The sequence below is a fragment of the Vreelandella lutescens genome, assembly GCF_014640815.1.
Lineage (GTDB): Bacteria > Pseudomonadota > Gammaproteobacteria > Pseudomonadales > Halomonadaceae > Vreelandella > Vreelandella lutescens.
Window position 1 is genome coordinate 558,925 of the sequence record NZ_BMHM01000002.1, and the last position, 14,473, is coordinate 573,397.

The following is a 14,473-nucleotide window of genomic DNA, read 5'->3' on the forward strand; positions in this document are numbered from 1 at the left end:
GGACTAGACCAACATTGCGCCACAAGCCGCCCTAACCCATAGCTATCCAGCAAACAAAAACTGCAAAAGATGCGTACAAGTTACCGCCCTTTTGGTGAGCACTTTGCTATAGTGACGACGATTAGTCACCCAGGAGACGCGCATGCTTGCCCTGCATCAGCTTAGTAAAACCTTCAGTACCCCTCAGGGCGAACTGCATGTGCTCCATCACGTAAACCTCACGCTTAAACAAGGCGAAAGCCTGGCGCTGATGGGCGAGTCAGGCAGCGGTAAATCTACCCTGCTGCACTTAGCCGCCGGGCTGGATACTCCTGACCAGGGCAGCGTGGTCATCAATGGCCACACGCTTTCCGCGCTGAATGAAACCGAGCGTGCAACGCTGCGTCGCCAACAGCTCGGCCTGGTATTTCAACAGTTTCATTTAGTGCCCAGCTTGAACGTTGCCGATAACCTGCGCCTCCAGGCGCGGCTTGCAGGCCGCGAAGACCCGGCGTGGAGCACCTATTTGCTGGAGCGGCTGGGGTTAGCCGGCCGGGAAGCGACTTACCCTGAACAGCTTTCTGGGGGCCAGCAACAGCGGCTTGCGATTGGTCGCGCCTTGGCCGTTCGCCCTGCGCTGCTGCTGGCCGATGAACCCACCGGCAACCTCGATGAGCACACCGCCGATAGCGTACTAAGCCTGCTGCTATCGCTGGTGAAAGAGACCCAGTGTGCGCTGTTAATGGTCACCCACAGTGAGCGGGTTGCCGCGCCGTTGGACCGCGCCTTTCGACTGCATCACGGCCAGCTTCAGGACGCACGCTGATGATGAAGCGCGTCCTCATCACGCTCTTTAGCCACTACAAGCGCCACCCTGGGCAGCTGGCGATGCTGCTGGTGGGGCTATGGGTCGCCAGCGCCCTGTGGAGCAGCGTGCAAGCCATTAACGCCACGGCGAAAGAGAGCTACGCCCGAGCTAATGCACTGTTCAGCGCCGACACCGACCAGCTAGACCGCCTAGACAACGCGCCACTCAGCGTGGACGACTACATCGCGCTGCGGCGAGCGGGGCTTCCGGTTTCGCCGATGCTGGAAGCGAGGCTCACCCATGAAGACCAACCGCTAACGCTATTAGGCATTGACCCCTTTACGCTGCCTTCAGGCGAGGGCAGCGGCTCACTCACTGAATTCATCACATCCCCTTGGCAAACTCAGCTCGCCCCCGACACTCTGCCCACTCTAGGGCTGACTCGCGAAGATGCCCCAGGCGCAACGCCGCTACTGAGTGGGCAACCGCTACCGCCTCTGCAACTGCGTAACGACCTGCCGCCAGACACGCTAGTGATGGATATCGGCGCGCTCTCCGCACTCTACGGTGAACAGGCCACACTCAGTTTGGTGAGCGCACCAGATGCCATTGAACAGCCGCCCAGCGGCTACCGAATCACCCGAGCGGCCAGCATTGCCTCTCCTGAACAGCTTACCGACAGCTTCCACCTCAATTTAACCGCGCTGGCGTTTCTTTCCCTGGTGGTGGGGCTATTTATTGTGCAGGCCGCGCTAGGCTTAGCCATGGAGCAGCGGCTAACGACGCTGCGCACTCTTCGTGCCCTGGGCGTACCCGCAGCCACCATTACCCTCGCTATATTAATTGAGCTACTGGTATTGGGTGGCATAGGCGCAGCCGCCGGGCTACTTAGCGGGCTGTGGCTTGCCGGAAACCTGCTGCCAGATGTCGCCAGTACGCTGACATCGCTCTACCGAGCAGATGTTCAACAGTCACTCGCCCTGCCTTGGCATTACTGGCTGGGGAGCATTGCGATCACGCTGGGCGGCCTACTGCTGGCCGGTAGCGGTACGCTGTGGCGAGCGGCAAGACTTAACGTGCTCGCCCTTGGGCACGCCTATGCTTGGCGCAGCGGCTACCAGCGCCAGCTAAAGCGCATGCTGATAGCGGGCGGCTTAGCGGCACTGCTTACCCTTGGGCTGGCCTTCTGGCTGAGCAGGCTGCCTAGCGGCAGCGGCTTAATGCTGAGTTTTGGGCTGGTCGCGGCGCTTCTACTCACCTGTGCGCTCTGCTTGCCGCCGCTACTCAATGCAATATTGAACGGCTTACAAGCCGCTGTTCGTCGCGTTGCTCTGCTGCAGTGGGCCGTGGCGGATATGCAGCTACAGCTTCCCCGTTTATCGCTGGCCATGATGGCGCTATTGATTTCGCTGGCCACTAACCTGGGGGTAAGCAGCATGGTGGGCGGCTTTCGGCTGACGTTTTTAGACTGGCTGGACCAGCGCTTAAGCGCACCGCTGTATATCAATGCCGCGCCCTCTACCCTGGCCCCGCTTAACGACTGGCTGCGCGATCAAGAGAGCGTGCTGGAAATTCTGCCTACCGCCAGGGGAAATACAGATTTACTGGGTATTCGCTCTATTTCAGGCAGTGAACAACCCACGCTAGGCAACATTTCACTGTTTGGCATTCACCCCGTACCGCTACTCACTGACCAATGGCCGCTACTAGAAACGCAGCACAGCAGCACCGCCGCGTGGCAGGCGCTCAGCCAAGGCAGCGTGTTCATCAACGAGCAAATGGCGTTCGCGCAAGGCCTAACCCCCGGCGACACGCTGACACTAGCAACCCGCCAAGGCCGTAGCGATGTCACTATTGCCGCTATTTACCCGGATTACGGCAACCCCCAGCCGCAAATGGTGATGACCGTCGAGGTATTAACCCGGCGTTTTGAGGGCGAGCTGGCCACCGTAGGCGTTGCCTTGCGGGATGGCGCTGACGAGGCAAGCTTTCGCCAAGCGCTAATGGAGGAGTTCAACCTTTCCAGTGACGCATTGATCAATCAGCAGGAGGTGAAGCAGCTGGCCACGCAGATCTTTGAGCGCACCTTCAGCATTACCCGCGCTTTGAATGGCCTTACCCTCGGCGTGGCCGCCTTAGCATTGCTCGCTACGCTGTTGGCCCAAGCGCATCAGCGCCAGCGCCAACTGGCCGCCTTATGGGCGCTGGGCGTGCCACGGCGAACGCTAGTCACTCTACCGTTGATGCAGCTAGGTGGCCTTGCCCTACTCACAGGCCTGTTTGCGCTGCCACTCGGTATCGCGATTACCTGGCTGCTGGTAGCGGTCATCAACGTAGCGGCTTTTGGCTGGCGGCTACCGCTGCAGCTGTTCCCAAGTGAAATAGTCATGATGCTGTTCACGGCACTCGCGGTGGCGCTACTGGCCGCCGCGCTGCCCTGCTGGAAACTATGGCGCAGCTCGCCTCGCGCACTGCTGAACGAGGGGGATGCATGAAATCACGTATGCGACGCGTCTTATTAACAACATGGATGGCAGCGTGGATGGCTGGCGTAAGCGCTGGTCTTGTAGGCTGCAGCAACGAAGACGCCAACACGCCCACTGAGGGCTTTGCCGGGCTGGGCGCACAGGCAGAAGGCTATGCCCAAGCCAGCGCCGCCGCGCCACTCGCGTTTCCGGAAGACCACGGCCCCCACCCGGATTACCGTATTGAGTGGTGGTATCTCACCGCTAACTTAGAAGATGAATCTGGCCATCCGCTAGGGCTTCAATGGACGCTATTTCGCCAAGCGCTAGTGCCCCCGGAAGAGCGACCAGCCTCTACCCCGTGGGCCAGCGACCAAGTATGGATGGCGCATATGGGGCTTTCTCAAGGTGAGACTCACCTTGCGGCGGAACGCTTTGCCCGCAGCCACAGCGAGCAGCCCCAAGGACAGGCAGGTGTGATAGCGGCTCCATTTCAAGCATGGATAGACGACTGGCTTTTTCAAAGCCCTGCCACGGCCAACTTTGAGCAATTCACGCTTAGCGCCTACAGCGGTGAAGGCACTGAGCGCTTTGGCTACGAGCTAACGCTTTCAGCAGAAGGCCCGCTGGTATGGCACGGCGAGAACGGTTTTAACGCCAAAACCGTTGAAGGCCAGGGCTCTCACTACTACAGCCAGCCGTTTTTACGTATTGAAGGCAGCGTCACGCTCAATGGCCAGCAAAAAGCCGTCACAGGTAATGGCTGGCTAGACCGGGAGTGGAGCAGCCAGCTATTAACGGCAGAACAAACCGGCTGGGATTGGTTTTCGCTGCATTTGAACGATGGCCGTAAGCTCATGGCGTACCGCTTACGTGGCGGTGGCGAGAACGGCGGTGACTATCTGTTTACCCACTTGTTTGACGCTGAAGGCACGACTCAACAGATGGGCACTGACCACATCACGCTGACGCCACTCACCACCAGCCGAGTGGCCCAACGCGATATACCCACGACTTGGCAGCTAACACTGCCCAACGCTGGGCTAGACCTCACCATTGAAGCCCGCGACCCCAACCGCTGGATGCCCACCACCGTGCCCTACTGGGAGGGCGATGTGACGGTGCGCGACACCGCCACACAGGCAGCACTCGGGGTGGGCTATTTAGAGATGACCGGCTATGAAGATCTCAGCGCTGAGTAGCTCGCCCCTCAAACGGCAACCAACTGCCAGCCTTCTGGCGAGTAGCGCTCTAGGCCTTTATCCCCCATCCGGGTGAGCCACAGCCAGCGGTGGTTGATTAAATCCGCCACCACCGGCTGGCGCTCAATAATCGCTTCGATGCGCTCTCTGGGCGCGTCGATTACCACGGTTAAACGCAGCGGCTCGTGATGAAGCTTCTCGCCATCGCGCAGCGACTGCTCCGGCAAGCCAATGCGCAGTTGGGGCGAATTCCCCTCAATAACACCCACATGGCCACCCACCACCGAGTGCAGCAGCTTATTGCCCGCGCCGTACAGCCCAGGCACCACGGTAGACGCGTAGTACTGCAGGTTGATCCAACTGGCCACCAGCATCGGTGCCATCATCAGCCCTTCTAACACCTTGCCTTCCGAATCTTGCTCTGGGTGGTAGTCGTGCAAGAACGCGCGCCCTTCGAGCGCTTTCCCTTGGGTACGGGCCCGTGGCGCTAAAATAAGCGCGGCATTATTTACCAGCCCCCACTCAGGCCGTGGTTGCGACCAGTCGGCACCGCGCATAGCGAAGGTTTTCAGACGCTCAATAGGGTCGGCGTCATCCACCCCCAGGTCAGGTGCCCGCTCAAGACGAGTAGCCTCACCCGCCACGTGTACACCGCTTTCAAATGCGGCCAACGCATCTTCTAACGCTTTGGGCATCTGCTCATCCCGGTAGACATGCACGCGGTCGGTAAGCGTGCAGTGGGTGGCGGCCAATACATAAAAAGGGCTAGGCAACGAGATACCCGCGTGTTGTACGGCCTGCTGTACGTCTGGGTCGTTCAACAGCGCAGCGGCCACTCGCGCATTCATGCCGCCGCCCTGCCCGCCACAGGCACCGCAGGTAAGCCCGGCATGATGTGGGTTATTTTCGCTTTGGGAGTCGTGGCCCACCAGCACTAGCAGCGGTGCCGTGGGGGTTCCCAGCAGCGTTAGCAGGTTTTTCGCCAGCGCTATTTTTTCATGACGGGCAATTGGCTCGCCGTCGTAGGTATGGAAAAGCCCGGCGGGGGCTTCGCACTGGGGCACGGTTGCCTGTTTGCGCAGGCTGTCTTTAATCAGCTTCCAGCCCCAGGCAATGCCGGTTGTTTCCACCAGAGTGAAGGTTGAAAGCGGCGCGTACTTCGCGTGGCGCACGCTTTGGCGCTGGCTCTCTTTTTGATAGCGCTGAACGCCCCGCTGCTGCGGCTGCAACGAGCCCACCCAATAAGCAGGTTTCAACAACCCCGGCACGCGGGGCTGGGCACGCTCGGGCCCTGTAGCCGCATCGGCCACCGGCATAGCGAAGAACCCCGCCACCCCTAACGTGGCCACGGTAGGGGTGGCCTGTTCTAAATGGCGACGAAACCGCTCAGAGCGCACGTCGATACAGAACGCAGCCTGCACCTTAGGGGCGGAGAAGAGCTCGGCACCCGGCGCGGCTAACGTTGTGGCTAGCGCCCGCTGGTAGCCCAGCTCATAGGCGTGCTGCCAGCACCACAGCGCCTCATGCGCAGAAGCAATGGCGGCATCGGCGGTTTGCCACTGGGCAAACCACTCGCGCTGCTGAATGCTGGTCAGTTGGTTAACCGCTAACCACTCCCACGCCAGTACCATGGCCGCCAGCTGGGTAATGCCCGCCTCTGCCTGCTGGTGGGCGGTATGCCAACCAATGCCTTGGCACCAGGAAGCCCAGCCGTTAACCCTTAGCAGCAGCGTGTGGGCCAGCACCTCAAACGCTTCTGGGGTGAGCGCCCAATCTGCGGCTATTTGCTCAACCGCAGCGGCAGGGTCATCTGGCAGAGTTTGTAGCGCCTGGCGCTGCGCTTTAGGCCAGCGCAGATCGTGCTGTGCCGCCGTTTTCCAGAAGTGATAAAGCGAAGGCACAGAACGGCTTGCCCAGCGCTGTTGATGGTGATCGAAGTAGCTCGCACAGCTCTCCGCCAGCGGGTCAAACCCATCATGCCCTGCCAGGGAATCCCAGGCGCTGCGTAGCGGCGTTACCGGCTTTGGCGGTGTTGCCAAGTAGCTTACTAGGCTCTGCTCGCTATAGGCGTAGCCGCCTTGGCGCAGCGCCTGCTGTAGGTCTTGCGGAGTGATCCGGCCCGATTCCCAGGCGTTACGATAAAACTCGGCTGGCATGGTCATCGGCTGCCCGGCCCGGCGGCTGAGCGCTTGGCTCACCTGCTCAATGGGCTGATGCCTCTGGCCCCACCAAGGGTTCACCGCGATCCACTGGTCCAGCGGCCATACCGGGGCAATGGCGTCGGTCGCGCGTTTTAGCGCTTCATGGTACTGCTCTGGCGACGGCGCTGATGAATGGCGTGAGGATGTGTCTACGGCAACAGGCTGACTCATGACCACTCTCCTTTTAAACCAGGGGCAAGCGATGAAGGACGCGACCAGGCACGAATAGGGGCCACCGCATCCACCCCACGCTGAAACGGCAGTGCCAGGTAAAGCCCCTGGCTAAAGTGAACGCGCCAGCGGGCTACCCAGGCAGCCTGAGGAAACAGCGTCACGGCCCCTGCGGCCAGCACTAAGCTTGCCAGCATCAGTGCCCCTAAAAGGCCTGCCGTGAGTGTTAAGGGCGTGTAGGCGCTGGGCAGCGCCGGTGCCAACACGCTATGTAGCAAGGCATACAGCGGCACCAAGGCAAGCGCCATTCCTACCAACGCCCAACGCTTGGGTTTGGCCGTGCCCACCGGCATACCCAACAGCGTGCTGCCCACCGCCAAGCTAAGCAGTGCACCCAGCAGTGGATTATGGCTAACCAGAGATGGCCACATCATCAGTACCATCGCCGCGACGGCGGCCGCAGGCAGCGCAAGAGAAAGACGCTGACGCAGCGGCGCAAGCGGCAAGCGCTCACAGCGCGAGGCCCGCACGGTACGGCCAGACGCCAAGAAGGAGTGAGCTTTGTAAAGTGAGTGCGCCAGCAGGTGGGCCAGCGCCAAGGTGTACGCACCTACGCCAATTTCAAACAGCATAAAGCCCATTTGCGCGCAGGTAGACCACGCCAGAGCATGCTTGACGGAGGTTTGGGTCAGCATCGTCATCACCGCGACCAGCGCGGTAAAACCACCCACCGCAATCAGCAGGTAGTGGCCCAGCGTTAGGCCCTCAAACACCGGGAACAGGCGCAGCCACACAAAGCCCCCCAGGTTAATCACCCCCGCATGCAGCAGCGCGGAAACTGGCGTGGGGGCTTCCATGACTTTGATCAACCAGCCATGCATTGGCACCTGGGCGCATTTGCACAGCGCCGCGATGGCCAACGCCACCGAGGCGGCCTCCACCTGCCAGCCGCCAGAAGCAGTCTCGGCGGCCGCAAACAGCTCAGGTAGTTGAAAGGTACCGAAACGTGCGTAGAGAAGCGCGACCGCCGCGATTAGCGCGGCATCGCCTAAGCGGCTTACCACAAATTTTTGCCATGCCGCCCGCTGGGCTTCAACACGCTCTGGGTAGAGCGTTAGCAAGTGGTGCAGCGCCACACTCACGCCCACCCAAGCAATCAGCATCACGACCAAGTGATGGGTAAAGACCAGCAGCATCACGCTCGCTAGCACCACCAAGCACCAGGGCAAAAACCGACGCTCGCCACGGTCGCCCTTTAGGTAGTTCTCTGCAAAACGCAGCAGCACCGTGCCTAACAAGCTGATGAGTAGCGCCATCCACACGGCCAAACCATCTGGATACAAGCCCAGCGGCTGCGCAGCTTCGGGCAGGCCGGTAGGTACACCCAGCGCATCCAGCACCAGCAGCCCGCCCACCGCTAGGCTTGCGACCAGCGCGCTTGCCGTTAACCAGCGGCCTATTTTCCAAGCGCGCTGGAGCGATGCGGGCGTGCTGGCCCGTGCGCTAACGCCCGCCATCACTAACAGCGAAACCGGGACCAGTAACCACAGCGCCAGTAGTGATAGCACCGATATGGATAGCACCGTTATGTCGACGAAATTTGGCATAGCCTTTCCCCCTTAGTCGTATGCCACCGACTATGCCCAGCTCGTCACCATATAAAAAATAGTTTATTTTTGATAAATCGTTCTTTAAAACAGAACGAACAGCCAACACGCAGCCTGAGACCCCTCTGCCATGAAGCTCAACTACCATCATCTTTACTATTTTTGGCAAGTGGCGAAATCGGGCCACCTGACGCGCACGGCCGAAGCGCTGCACGTATCACAGTCGTCGCTTTCCCAGCAAATTCGCCAGTTAGAGGAGCGCCTGGGCCAAGCGCTGTTTATTCGCGAAGGGCGGCAGCTGCATCTTTCCGAAGCGGGCAGGCTGGCGTTTGATTACGCGGAAACCATCTTCACCCAAGGCGAAGAGCTGAGCGCGCTGTTTGCTGAAGGCGGTCACGCCCACCGCGAAGTGGTGCGCGTCGGGGCAGTGGCCACGCTATCGCGCAACTTTCAGGAAGGGTTTGTACGGCCGCTGCTGGGCCGAGACGACCTGGATTTGATACTGCAAAGCGGTGGCATGGATGACCTGCTAAGGCGACTTTCGGCCCACAAGCTAGACGTGGTGCTCTCTAACCAGCCCGTACGCGGTGATAGCGAACACCCCTGGCGCTCCCAGCGGTTAGCGCGCCAGCCGGTAAGTTTAATTGCAGCGCCCCACCTCTCGCCGCCCCCCGCTTTTCCCAAAGGCTTAAGCGGCCACGCGTTTATTCTGCCCGGGGTTGAAAACGCCACGCGCCACGCCTTTGACCAGCTGTGCAGCCACTACCGGCTAACGCCCAAAATTGCCGCCGAGGTAGACGATATGGCGATGATGCGTCTACTAGCGCGGGACACTCAGCACATTGCCGTTATGCCCCCCGTCGTTGTGCGCGACGAGCTGCACAACGGCACGCTAAAAGATTACGGCGCGCTGCCAGGCGTATGGGAGGAGTTCTACGCCATTACCATTCAGCGCCGCTTTGAATCCCCCAGCCTAAAAGCGCTGCTCACGCGCTCGGGCGAATCGCTGCTGGATTAGCGCTTGGCACCAGCGGCCTACTTCGCCAGCACATTTGCCACGCCGCGCTCGGCGGCTTCAATGGCACCTGCCAAGTAACCGGCATACTGCTCGCCCCACTCACTGCCAATGCCGGTTAAGCAAGGCTGCCAAGGCCCATCAGCAGCGCGAACGGGCGGTGCCATGCCATGATGCTCGCTAGGTTGTTGATCGCCGTGGGTAGCGGTAAATGACTCCTGCGCCCAATCTTGAATCACATCCCGCGTTGGGTTAGCCGCTTCAGGGCCAAACAGCCTGGCTAGCTGTGCGCGGCAGTGTTGGCGCAGCGTCTCGTCGCCAATCTGTGCCCGTGCGCTGGCAGGTAAGCTAAAAAAGCCAAACAGCGCTGCGTGACCATCCGGGTGGGACGCATCATGAATTTCACCCAGCGGGCCGATCAAGCTACGCGCTTCTCCCGAAAGCTGCTCCTCTCGCCAAAAAGGTGTGGCATACAGCGCCACGTATTTGCCGTGGGGTGCCATCCAGGTAGCGGTATTGGCCCACTGGTGGGCAAGCCGCTCCGGCAGCGGCGGCGTAAAGGCTATCGACTGCGCCGCCAACCTGGGCGGCACCGCCAGCAGCACGTGCTGTGCGGTAAAACGCTGCCCGCTCGCACACTGCAGTGCCACATTGCCATTGCCGGTGAGCGACATAGCCTGAACCGCCTGCCCGGTGTGAAGTCGCGAAGGCTCAACACGCTGACGCAACGCATCAATCAATGCCTGCATGCCGCCTTGCAGCCGCATCGAAGGCGGCTGATTCGCAAAGCCCTGCATGCGCACAGGCGGCATCTGGTGAGAGCGCTCCACCACCATATCGCCGGTTTCATGCTGGGCAAACGACGACAGCCCCAACGATTCCACCAGCGCCCCCAGCGCGTGCTGAAACCCCGGCCAAAACCACGAAGGCCCCAGATCAAACGCCTCAGAAGCCCTGGCCGCATCCGGCACCAGCGCCGCAATACGCCCACCCACCCGCTCCCGCGCTTCCAGCACCACGTAATCGGTGATGCCCCGCTGTTCCAACAAATAAGCGGCATACAGCCCCGCCAAACCAGCGCCCACGATGGCGATGCGTGTTGTGTGCATGAAGAGGTCTCGGTGGTGAGTTAGGGTTGGGAGGATAGCTTAGTTGGGTGAGGTTTGGGGCTTGACCTTGTTAGGGCTATTGACCTGTACTTGTACGAAATTACCGCACATTAGGGGCTGTTATGGAAACCATCAGTGCCAACAAATTCAGAAACAATCTGGAAAGCGTTGTAGAGCAAGTGGCTAGTAGGCATGAGCCGATCAAGGTAACACAACGAGCCGGAGCGGCTTTTGTTGTGATAAGTGCCGACGACTGGGAGCAAGGACAGGAAACGCTTCACGTTCTCCAAAGCAAACATCTCATGCAGCAGATTGCCGACTCCCTTGAAACCCATACGCGTGGCAAAAACTATCAACCGACTGTCGAGCAACTAGTGTTAAAAAACGATAAAGTAACTTAAGACTCTAAATCCAGGTGCTACTGAAGATGGGGTGACGTCGAAGCGATGCGCGAAAAGGGAAGACGCATTACACAAGGCCTTGTGCAAATTACTCAAGGAAATGCTGCAATCTTTTCGCTATTGGTGGTCACAGTGTTCAGTTTTAATGCCACCACCATCTGCCGTCCAGAATGCGTTCAAATTGATGGTTTTTTTAAGCGTGCCTCATTCTGACACTTTCTCAGAAATTTCCGCGCGGCTTTTCTATCAAATCCATACCGAGGAATCCCAGAAAAAACCATACCAGCACCCGCATTGGGTACTGGATCACCTATTGCTAAACCTACCGGACAATTAGTCGTCGAAATACCACTAAAAAAACTTGAGTTATTTGAGCAAAAGAGAAAATCCGCACCAATAAGTAACTCTATCCCGTTGAATAATATTCTTCCTTTCACCATACGAATTGTATGAGGTGGTTCAAAAACCAATTGAAGTAAAATTTTTCTCTGGCCTTGTCGGAAAGTCAGCTTTTGGCCTATCCATTCTATATCCCATTGTTCTGTCCTATATATCAACTCGCTGTCTACAATTTTTAAAACAGGAACATTGAATTCATCAAACGCTATGAACTGTAGTAATAACTTACCATCTTCTACGCGAAAACCAACAATAGCCAAACCATCTACAACTAACGGAGCAAAGAAAGAATTTTCAGGGAAGTCATTAAACTGAAAAACACTATTTGCTAAAACAAGCTGGACATTCTTACCTGAGTAATGCAGCAAGTGATTTTTTGATACTCCAGCCTTGAGATTGAACGGATTTTTATTTGCCTCAATCACATTTTCTTTTGGTAACAAACCATTGGTCTTTTCTCCATGATGCAGCCTGCACAGGAGTGTAATTTCACTTGCAACATGCCTTTTCACCTCGGCCCATTCGAGCATATGCTCATATTCGTATAATGGCATTCCACATATTACACAGCCAAAGCCACAGCGTTTTCGCACTTCTCTTTTAATTTCAGGAGGTATTGGTGGTCTTTGTACCTTAGTCATAACTTTCCTCGCTGAGCAGTTGTTATATAAAACGCTGTGATAAAAATGAGCGCACCAGAAACCTAACTTATTGAAATTTAAAAATTAATTACCAGTACAACACCAATCACCGTGACATCAATGTTTGCTTAGAATAACCGCAAAAAATCGCAAGCAAACAAAGCCCACAAGCTTCACCATCCTTAACCAACACTAGCGAAGTCAGCGGCCTCTGTCACGCTTACCGTGCAATCCAATGGGCGAACGCACACTGCATGCATTCATCCTCTGCGCTAAGGACTGGCTGCAAGAAGGCATAGAACAAAAAAGAAAAAGCCCTTTCGAGAAAGGACTTTTGAGATAGATAGAACCGACACATTACGCTTGCTGCCACTGTTTAACCTTTACAGCAGCACCCACTCATAGCTTTACACCATTGGCAGCCCGAGTATGTCGCGGGCTTGCTGCCAGGTGGCGACCGGGCGCTGGTATTTTTCGCACAGCGCGACGGTTCTCTCGACCAGGGCGGCGTTTGAGGCGGCTAGCGTATCGCGATCTATCCGCACGTTATCTTCAAGCCCGGTGCGGGTATGGCCGCCTGCTGCAATCGACCATTCGTTAAGCCAGTATTGGTTGGCTCCTATGCCTGCGCCGCACCACTGGGCGTCGGGGGCTAGTCGTTTGAGCGTTTCAATAAAGAAGTCAAAGCTGTGTTTGTCGGCGGGCATTGAGTTTTTAACCCCCATAACGAACTGAACGTATAACGGCGCTTTCAGCTTGCCCTGCTTTGAGAGCGCAACCGCCTGATGGATGTGTGAGAGGTCAAACGCCTCAATTTCAGGCTTCACGTTGTACTTGAGCATTTCGTCTGCCAGCCACTCCACCAGTTGGGGAGGATTTTCGTAAACGCGGCTGGGGAAATTATTCGAACCCACCGATAGGCTGGCCATATCTGGTTTTAGCGGCAGCATGCCTCCGCGAGCTTCGCCAGCACCAGATCGGCCTCCGGTAGAAAGCTGGATAATCATGCCCGGGCAGTGTTTCTTGAGCCCTTCCATCAGGCGGCCAAACTTCTCCGGGTCGGAGGAAGGCGTTTGGTCGTCGTTACGCACATGGCAATGCGCAATACTGGCCCCGGCTTCAAAGGCTGCCTGGGTGCTCTCTATTTGCTCATTAACGGTAATCGGCACGGCAGGATTGTTTTCTTTACGTGGCAGGCTTCCCGTAATGGCAACACAGATAATGCATGGCTGAGACATAAAAACCTCGCTTTATTTTTATAAGAAGAAATCAAGATAGAAATAAACATTAGATGCACTACGGCTAACACCTAACATTAAGAAAAGCAGTCAATAAAAGCGCGCCAAACACTTGTATACGTTCTTGTTAGCTATTAACGGCTGCACTCACTGACACTGGGGCGATTAAAACACCGCCCCTTTTGCTTTTCATAATGCGGGGAATGTAAAAAAGTCCAATCTGGTCATATTAACAACGAGGCGCTCTGTCCTTAGAGTCAAAACGGCCTGAGAATGCCTATCACAAGGTTGCACTTCTGTTATTCGCAACGCCGATTTAACAACGCACGTCCTTGTTAGCGCTGGCTACCGGCACCCCACCAGCACGGTCTGGTAAAGGTGGCAGCGCATACTGACCCACAACAAAACTTACAAGGTGACCTCATGGATAACACTCGACTCAAAGGTAAACACTGTCTCATTACTGGTGCTGCGCGTGGTATGGGGGCGGCTGTCGCTGAGCATTATGCCGCGCAAGGGGCAAAGGTCTGCGTGGCGGATCTCAACATTGAGGGGTGCGAAGAGGTCGCTCAGCGCATCAAATCAAAAGGTGGCGATGCTATTGCCATTAAGTTGAATGTAACTAACCGGGCAGAAGTGCAGGCAGCCGTTAAAGCCACAGTAGAAGCGTTTGGTAGTTTAAACGTGATGGTGAACAATGCCGGTATCAATAAGCCGTTAATGTTTCTGGATATCACTGAAGAAAATTGGCATCAAATTATGGATGTTAATGCGCTGGGTTGCTTACTCGGCATGCAGGAAGCCGCTAAACAGATGATTAGCCAAGGTAAAGAAAGCGGCCCTTATAAGATCATTAATGTGGGCTCGATTCTTTCCCGTCAGGCATTTGACGATGTGGTGCCCTACTCCTGCAGCAAGCATGCCGTGCTGGCGATGATTAATGGCGGTGCAAAAGCACTGGTTGATCACAACATCACCGTTAACGGCTATGCCCCAGGCGTAGTGCGCACCGAGCTTTGGGAACAGCTGGATAAAGACTTAGTCAGTATCGGCAAATTCGAGAAGCAGGGCCAGTCGATGGACGAGCTGGCTGAAAAAATGATTCTGATGAAGCGTTACTCTTACCCCGAAGATGTGGTCGGCACCGCGTCGTTCCTCGCCAGCCAAGAGTCTGATTACATGACCGGCCAGCTGCTGATGATCGATGGCGGTATGATCATGCAGTAAGCCTCCAGCC

11 protein-coding genes are annotated in these 14,473 nt (G+C 57.0%); 6 read left to right on the plus strand and 5 right to left on the minus strand.

The window, feature by feature from the left end:
• Positions 1 to 142: 142 nt before the first annotated feature.
• From IEW65_RS06960 to IEW65_RS06970, 3 genes are read left to right on the plus strand one after another with little or no spacing between them, the layout of a single operon-like run.
• On the plus strand, positions 143 to 805 hold the full coding sequence (locus tag IEW65_RS06960) for an ABC transporter ATP-binding protein (protein ID WP_188638754.1): 663 nt from the start codon (positions 143 to 145) through the stop codon (positions 803 to 805).
• Positions 805 to 3,282, plus strand: coding sequence for an FtsX-like permease family protein (locus IEW65_RS06965; protein WP_188638755.1), 2,478 nt, complete (start codon positions 805 to 807; stop codon positions 3,280 to 3,282). Before IEW65_RS06960 ends, IEW65_RS06965 begins: the two co-directional genes overlap by 1 nt.
• Complete coding sequence (locus tag IEW65_RS06970; RefSeq protein WP_229755491.1) at positions 3,279 to 4,454, plus strand: lipocalin-like domain-containing protein; 1,176 nt, start codon at positions 3,279 to 3,281, stop codon at positions 4,452 to 4,454. The genes IEW65_RS06965 and IEW65_RS06970 overlap by 4 nt, the downstream gene beginning before the upstream one ends.
• An 8-nt stretch (positions 4,455 to 4,462) precedes the next feature.
• Here the strand turns inward: IEW65_RS06970 and IEW65_RS06975 are convergent, their stop codons facing one another.
• Together IEW65_RS06975 and IEW65_RS06980 are read right to left on the minus strand one after the other, a co-directional pair.
• Entirely contained in the window at positions 4,463 to 6,826 is a 2,364-nt protein-coding gene (locus IEW65_RS06975) for a putative inorganic carbon transporter subunit DabA (RefSeq protein ID WP_188638756.1), read from the minus strand.
• Positions 6,823 to 8,433: an NADH-quinone oxidoreductase subunit L gene (locus IEW65_RS06980; protein WP_188638757.1), complete on the minus strand. Its 1,611-nt coding sequence runs from the start codon at positions 8,431 to 8,433 to the stop codon at positions 6,823 to 6,825. Before IEW65_RS06980 ends, IEW65_RS06975 begins: the two co-directional genes overlap by 4 nt.
• 130 nt (positions 8,434 to 8,563) lie before the next feature.
• Between IEW65_RS06980 and IEW65_RS06985 the strand changes: the two genes are divergently transcribed.
• Entirely contained in the window at positions 8,564 to 9,451 is an 888-nt protein-coding gene (locus IEW65_RS06985; RefSeq protein ID WP_188638758.1) for a LysR family transcriptional regulator, read from the plus strand.
• Between the two features lie 17 nt (positions 9,452 to 9,468).
• On the opposite strand, the gene IEW65_RS06990 is transcribed toward IEW65_RS06985, so the two are convergent.
• On the minus strand, positions 9,469 to 10,557 hold the full coding sequence (locus IEW65_RS06990) for a flavin monoamine oxidase family protein (protein WP_188638759.1): 1,089 nt from the start codon (positions 10,555 to 10,557) through the stop codon (positions 9,469 to 9,471).
• Positions 10,558 to 10,679: 122 nt separating this feature from the next.
• On the opposite strand from IEW65_RS06990, the gene IEW65_RS06995 reads away from it, so the two are divergent.
• Positions 10,680 to 10,958: a type II toxin-antitoxin system Phd/YefM family antitoxin gene (locus IEW65_RS06995; protein WP_188638760.1), complete on the plus strand. Its 279-nt coding sequence runs from the start codon at positions 10,680 to 10,682 to the stop codon at positions 10,956 to 10,958.
• A 176-nt stretch (positions 10,959 to 11,134) separates the two neighbouring features.
• Here the strand turns inward: IEW65_RS06995 and IEW65_RS07000 are convergent, their stop codons facing one another.
• On the minus strand, positions 11,135 to 11,998 hold the full coding sequence (locus IEW65_RS07000; RefSeq protein WP_188638761.1) for a cell division protein: 864 nt from the start codon (positions 11,996 to 11,998) through the stop codon (positions 11,135 to 11,137).
• Between the two features lie 407 nt (positions 11,999 to 12,405).
• The gene (locus tag IEW65_RS07005) at positions 12,406 to 13,236 is read right to left on the minus strand and encodes a 3-oxoadipate:acetyl-CoA acetyltransferase (RefSeq protein WP_188638762.1); all 831 of its coding nucleotides are present in this window, start codon (positions 13,234 to 13,236) and stop codon (positions 12,406 to 12,408) included.
• 423 nt (positions 13,237 to 13,659) lie between these two features.
• Here IEW65_RS07005 and IEW65_RS07010 point away from each other — a divergent pair, with 423 nt between their 5' ends.
• The gene (locus tag IEW65_RS07010) at positions 13,660 to 14,463 is read left to right on the plus strand and encodes an SDR family NAD(P)-dependent oxidoreductase (RefSeq protein ID WP_188638763.1); all 804 of its coding nucleotides are present in this window, start codon (positions 13,660 to 13,662) and stop codon (positions 14,461 to 14,463) included.
• Positions 14,464 to 14,473 lie beyond the last annotated feature (10 nt).